The following is a 2789-nucleotide window of genomic DNA, read 5'->3' as shown; positions in this document are numbered from 1 at the left end:
GCCGTATGCCGGACGGCCGCTCTGCGCGGGAGACGGAGCTCGGGAGCGGAGCGGTCCGTGCGACGAGGGCGCGGGCGCCCGGCAGGTCGTTCCGGCAGGCGCTCTTCGGCTCCGCAGCGGCGGGGCGCGCCGACCGGCGGGGCGTGTCGCACGGACCGCTCCGCCCTGCCGGGCGGCGGGAGCTCGTGCGGAACGGGATGGCGGGACGGCGGTTCATCGGACAGCGGTTCAAAATTCCACGGTGAGGCCCAGCGCAGGCAGCAGCGTGCCGCTCTGCTGCCGGATCGTTTTCATGACGTAGCGCTGCTCCGAGGCGGGGGCCGAGGGATTGGCGACGACGCCCGTCGACATCAGCACGTCCGGCTGGCGGAGTTTGCTGGCCGTAACGTTTTGCAGGTCGAGGTAGATGCCCAGCATGCAGCGCCGGAAGTAGAAGATTTTGTCCACCCGCACGTCGAGCTGGAAAAAGGCGTCGAGCCGCCGGCTGTTGTAGCGCGCGTAGTCGAGGTAGGGCCGGCCCTGAGCGTCCCACGCCTCGACGAGCGACGACTTTTCGACGTCGTAGGGCGTGTAGGGCGCGCCGCCCACGCCGCTCAGCTTGGCGCCGACGCTCCACGCACGGGGCAGGTCGTAGGTGCCGCTGAGGTTGACCACGAAGCGGTTGTCCCATGCCGAGGGGATGTAGCGGGCGCGGCGGTCGCTGCGGTACTCGCTGCGGAAGAGCGTAACGGAGCCCACCAGATCGACCTTGCCGGCGATCTGCCATTTTGCGAGCGCTTCGACGCCGTAGGCGCGTCCCTCGGCCGTCGGCACCAGCGCCTCGGCCCCGACCGTACCGTAGTCGTTGCCCTCGCAGGCCAGCGGTATGCCGTGGTCGACCGAGAGAGGCATGCGGTCGTAGAATTTGCAGAATCCCTCGACCGAGACGATGAGGCGGTCGCGCAGGCGCCAGTCGAATCCCGCCGAGGTCTCGACGACCCGCTGGTAGTCGAGCCCGCGGTTGACGAGCGTGCCGGACGCATCCTTGAATCCGAGGGCCGTGTAGGGCGGGAGCTGGTAGTAGATGCCCGCGCTGGCGCTCACGGACCACGCATCGCTCAGCGCGTAGGAGGCCGACGCGCGGGGCGAGAGCCGCCGCCAGAACTGCTGCATGCGCGGCGAATAGTCGCATCCGTCGGTCCGAAGGCCGGCCGAGAGGGTCAGCCGCCGGTCGGCCGACGTATAGTCCGCGCCGGCGAAAAGACCCCAGCCGACGATGCCCAGACCCGTGCGGTAGTCCGACAATACGGCCTCCTCGCGGAAGAGGCGCTGGAAGGTGGCATTGGTGTATTGCATGTAGTTCAGCTCGACGCCTTCGCGCAGGGTCCAGCGTCCGAGGTAGGAGCGGTTCTCGGCCTTCAGGGTCGTCTTCTGCTCCACGGAGCGGAGCCGCAGCGTGAGGCGGTCCTCCGAGGAGTCGTCGTTGCGGAGGTATTTGGTGTTGCGGTTGTTGAGGTAGTTGTGGCTGGCCGTAACGGTCTGCACGTGCCGCCCCGCATAGTGGCGCCACGAGGCGCCGAGGGTGAAGGTCTCCTGCCGGATGCGGGGCAGGTAGCTCAGCAGATATTCGGCCTCTTCGCCCTTCTCGTCGGTGTTGAGACGCATGTTGTCGATGCCCGTCAGGCCGAGGAAGATCAGCTCGTCCGACTCCGAGAGGCGGGTCTTGATCTTGAGCTGGCCGTCGATGAAGTTCGGCAGGAAGGGCAGCCCCAGCAGCTTGAACAGGAGTTGCAGGTAGGACTGACGGACCGAGAAGAGGTAGGTCGTCCGTTCGCTCATGTGGCCGCTGCCGCTCAGCGAGACCTCCGAGGCGCCGAGCGTGGCCTTGAAAGTCTGCTTCACGGGGTCGCCGTCGCGCAGCCGGAAGTCGAGCACCGAGCTGAGCGCTCCCGAGCGGTCGGCGGGGAAGGCGCCCGTGTAGAAGCTGATCTCGCGGATCAGGTCGGCGTTGACGATGCTCACGGGGCCGCCCGTGGCGCCCTGCGTGGCGAAGTGGTTGATGTTCGGGATTTCGATCCCGTCCATGTAGAAGCGGTTCTCCGCCGGACCGCCGCCGCGGACGATCAGATCGTTGCGATAGCCCACGGGCGAGAACGACACGCCCGGGTACGAGCGGACGATGCGCGAAATGTCGCGGTTCGAACCCGGGCTCTTCTCGATCTCGCGCACGCCGATCACGTGCATGCTGACGGGGCTTTCGACCGAGCGGCGGAACGGCGAAGGGGTGATCGAGACGGCTTCGAGCTCCTGAGCGTCGGGTTCGAGCTCGATTTCGATGAAGGGCGTGCCGGCCGAGACGACGTACTCGGGCGTAAGCAGGCTTTTGTAGCCCAAGGACGAGGCCGAAAGGCGGTAGATGCCCGGCTTCACCCGTTCGATCGTGAAGCGGCCGAGCGAGTCGGTCGAAGCGCCCGTGGCCTCCTGTCCGGCGATGACCACGGCGGCATAGGCGACCGGCTGGCGCGTGAGGCGGTCGATCACGCGCCCGCGCACCGGATAGCTCTCGGGCGCAGCCGGGGCGGCCGCCGCACGGCTCAGCAGCAGCAAGAGGACGAGATGTCGGAAAATGCGGATTCGGTTCATACCATCGGACAAATATAGCAAAAACCGTAGGATTTTCGTTCGAATGCCCCGCGACAGGAGGGCGGAACGTCCGTTTCGCTTCGAAACCCGCCCGGCGGGAAGACGCAGGAGGATTTCGCGGCCGGGGGGAGGCGGTCCGTTCGCCCACGCCGGGGCCGGGGCGATGC

1 protein-coding gene is annotated in these 2789 nt (G+C 67.4%); it reads right to left on the bottom strand.

The genetic code is table 11. The features are described 5' to 3' along the window. Positions 1 to 228: 228 nt before the first annotated feature. Positions 229 to 2622 carry a TonB-dependent receptor gene (locus BN3659_RS09155; protein ID WP_091536401.1) on the bottom strand — a complete coding sequence of 798 codons (2394 nt, stop codon included), beginning with the start codon at positions 2620 to 2622 and terminating at the stop codon, positions 229 to 231. Positions 2623 to 2789: the final 167 nt, after the last annotated feature.

Origin of the sequence: Alistipes sp. CHKCI003, from assembly GCF_900021155.1 — a bacterium.
Classification (GTDB): domain Bacteria; phylum Bacteroidota; class Bacteroidia; order Bacteroidales; family Rikenellaceae; genus Alistipes; species Alistipes excrementavium.
Note: the sequence above shows the minus strand (reverse complement) of the source record. Positions and strands in the feature narration are given on the sequence as shown.

Excerpts from the sequence above, each read along its gene's own strand:
- BN3659_RS09155 (WP_091536401.1), bottom strand. The coding sequence starts at position 2,622 with ATGAACCGAATCCGCATTTTCCGACATCTCGTCCTCTTGCTGCTGCTG.